The 3,181-nt window shown below is 64.6% G+C and carries 2 protein-coding genes and 1 pseudogene; all 3 read left to right on the top strand.

Annotated elements, in window-relative coordinates; all coding sequences use genetic code 11:
- Positions 1–455 (top strand): annotated as a pseudogene (locus ACN4F8_RS20780) (saccharopine dehydrogenase); the annotation flags it as partial.
- Between the two features lie 515 nt (positions 456–970).
- A complete protein-coding gene (locus ACN4F8_RS20775) occupies positions 971–1,972 on the top strand; it encodes an efflux RND transporter periplasmic adaptor subunit (RefSeq protein WP_419475319.1) in 1,002 nt (333 codons plus the stop codon).
- Positions 1,969–3,181 (top strand): efflux RND transporter permease subunit (locus ACN4F8_RS20770; protein ID WP_419475318.1); only part of this gene is annotated, 1,213 nt, incomplete at its 3' end. The genes ACN4F8_RS20775 and ACN4F8_RS20770, both read left to right, overlap by 4 nt.

Raw genomic sequence — 3,181 nt, 5'->3', positions numbered from 1 at the left:
GCGGTTTCGCCTATGGGCAAGGCTTTGTCTACGACGAGGCCCTGACCACCGGGCCGGGCCTGAAAGGACAGTTCAAGGCCAATGCCGTGGCCCTGGCGGTGGGCGGTTTCTTGGGGCTGTCTGCGCTGCGCCCCAGCCGTGCGCTGCTGGAGCGTTTCGTGGTGCCCAAGCCGGGCGAAGGGCCCAGCCCCGAGGCCCAGCATAAGGGTTATTTCGATTTCCGCTTTTATGGCCGCACTGCGGGCGGCGACACCGTGGTCACCAAAGTGACCGGCGACCGCGATCCCGGCTATGGGTCGACCGGCAAAATGCTCGGTGAAGCGGCGGTCTGCCTGGCCCACGATGTCGACAGTTCAAACCTTGGCGGCGGCTTCTGGACCCCCGCCACCGCCCTGGGCGATGCCCTCATCGAGCGACTGGTCGCTCATGCGGGACTGACCTTTGAGGTGTTGTAACGCCCGGGTCAAGCGCGCGACTTTGCCGCCCAGTCGCGCGGCCAAGGCCGCTTGAAGATGGGCCACTCGAGGAGCGCGCAGCTGGTTAAAGGAAGACGCTGTGCGGTCTCTCTTGCAGCCCCCTGCCGGGCTTCTTATGCGCGACATGAGCTTTCTGGCCCTGCTGCGAGAGAAAACCGACGAAGCCACCGGTGATCTATGGCCTTGTCTGCGGCCGCCGTCGCGCCGGGCGTGCGACCGTTGCGTCGGATCACGTGCTCGGCTGCAATCCACGCGGCCCGCCCCTTGGGCCGGGTAGCCTCACTGATTGACCGCCGATGGTGCGCAGGCTTACCTGTTTTACCGGTACGCTTTGCTCCGCCTCCCAGCGTTCGGGGCATTCGGGACAGACCTCGGGGAACACAGCGAACATGACAATCGGATTACGACTTGCACTTGCAGCGGGTGCAGCACTCGTGCTGCTGACAGCGTGCGGGGATGACAGCAACAGTGCTGGGAACCGTGACCAGACCCAGGTGAACGCTCCAGACCGGCGCACGGTGATCAGCACGATCAACGTCGAGGTGGAGACCGTGGAGGTGGTGGAGCGCTCCATCGGTCAAGTCAGCTCGCGGACGGCGCCCTCGCTGATCGCCGAGGTGGACGGCCGCATCACCGCCGTGCATGTGGACACCGGTGAGCGCGTCAAGCGGGGCAAGCTGCTTCTCGAGATCGATCCGGAGCCCTACGCGCTGGCCTTGGCCTCAGCACGTGCCGACGTCCGACGGCTCGAAGCATTGGTCCATTCCCAGGGCCGTCAGCTGGAGCGTCAGCGGCAATTGCTGGCGAACGGGGCCGTTACCCAAGGCACGTTCGACACCACCGAAGGCGAGTACCGGAACCTCCAGGAACAGCTCGAAGGCGCACGGATTGCGGTCCGCCAAGCCGAACTGGACCTGCGCAACACCCGGGTGACGGCACCCGTGGATGCCGAGGTGGATGAACGCATGGTTTCGGTGGGTGATTTCAGCACCCGGGGTCAGCCTTTGTTCCGGCTGGTGAGCCAGGACCTGCTGCGCGTTCGCCTGCCGTTTCCGGAAACCGTGGGCGCCCGGTTGGCAGTGGGCCAGACGGTGCGCATGCATGCCCCGTTGTCTGCCGCCGACGTCGTCGAAGGGAGCATCAGTGAGTTGCGTCCCGGGTTGATGGGGGGCAGCCGAGCCGTGGAAGCGATCATCAACGTGGCCAACCCCGGCAGCTGGCGCGACGGCGGCAGCGTCAGCGCCGAGGTGGTGCTTGATCAGCGTGAGAGCGTGGTGGTGCCGAATCAGTCCGTGGTCCAGCGCCCCGAGGGCCAGGTCGTGTACCTGATCGAGGATGGCACCGCGAGGGCACAGAAGGTACGGGTAGGGGTTCGCGCGCGTGAGACGGTCGAGATACTCGAAGGGCTGGAAGGCGGCGAAACCATCGCCGTGGACAGCGCCGGCTTTCTCACCGACGGCGCCGACGTGCAGGTCAGCGAGGGGGGGGCGCAATGACGCTCCCCGAACTGTCCATCCGGCGGCACGTGCTTGCCGTGATGCTGAGTGCGGTACTGGTGCTGTTCGGCATCATCGGCTACCAGCAGGTGGGCACGGACCGCGTACCCAATATCGAGTTTCCGGTGGTCACCGTGGTCGTCACCCAGCAGGGTGCCGACCCGGAGATCATCGATGCATCGATCACCACGCAGGTAGAGCGCGCGGTCAACACCGTTCCCGGCATCGATGACATCCAGTCCACGTCCAGTGCCGGCGTCTCCTTGGTGGTGGTGACGTTCAACCTGGATAAGGACGTGGACATCGCCTTCAATGAAGTGCAGGCCAAGGTCAACGAGATACGCGTCCAGCTGCCGCGGGACGCCGATGCGCCGATCATTCAGAAGTTGGAAACCGGCAGCCAGGCCATCATGTGGCTGAGTGTGCAGGGTGACCGCACCCTGCAGCAGCTCAGCGTCTACGCCCGCAATGTGATCCGGCCGCGGCTGGAGAATATCGACGGGGTGGGCGAGGTGCAGATCGGCGGCGGGCTGGAGCGCAACATCCGCGTGGAGGTGTACCCGGACCGCCTGGCACGGTTCGGACTGACGGTAGAGGACTTGATCAACGCTTTGCAGACCGAGCATTTCCAGCTGCCGGGCGGCTTCGTGATCAGCGATCGTAGCGAACGGCTGATCAAGCTGGACATGGAGTACCACGCCCCTGAAGAACTGGAAAATCTGGTCGTCGCAAGCCAGAACGGCGCCCTGGTCCGCGTGCGCGACGTGGCCGATGTGGTCGACGGGCTTGAGGATGCGCGCTCGCTGGCCCGATTCAACGGCAAGCCCACCGTCGGCCTGGGCATCGTCAAAGTGGCTGGCTCCAATACCGTGGGCATCATCCAAGAGGTGCAGCGTCGGCTCGACGAGGAAATCCGCCCACAGTTGCCGCCCGGCATCGAGGTGAACATCGCCTCCGACCAGTCCGTATTCATTCTGGAGATGGTGCAATCGCTGTACGTCACCATTGCGCTGGGCATCCTGTTCTCTGCCCTGGTTCTGTGGCTGTTCCTGAAGAACCTGCGCTCGACACTGATCGTGGTGCTGTCGATCCCTATCTCGCTCGCCGCCGTCACCGCAGTGGTGTACTTCTTCGGCTACACGCTCAACTCACTGACCATGCTGGCCATGCTGCTGCTGATCGGGGTGGTGGTGGACGACTCCATCGTGG

Source organism: Hydrogenophaga sp. (assembly GCF_048549895.1).
GTDB lineage: Bacteria > Pseudomonadota > Gammaproteobacteria > Burkholderiales > Burkholderiaceae_C > Hydrogenophaga.
Note: the sequence above shows the minus strand (reverse complement) of the source record. Positions and strands in the feature narration are given on the sequence as shown.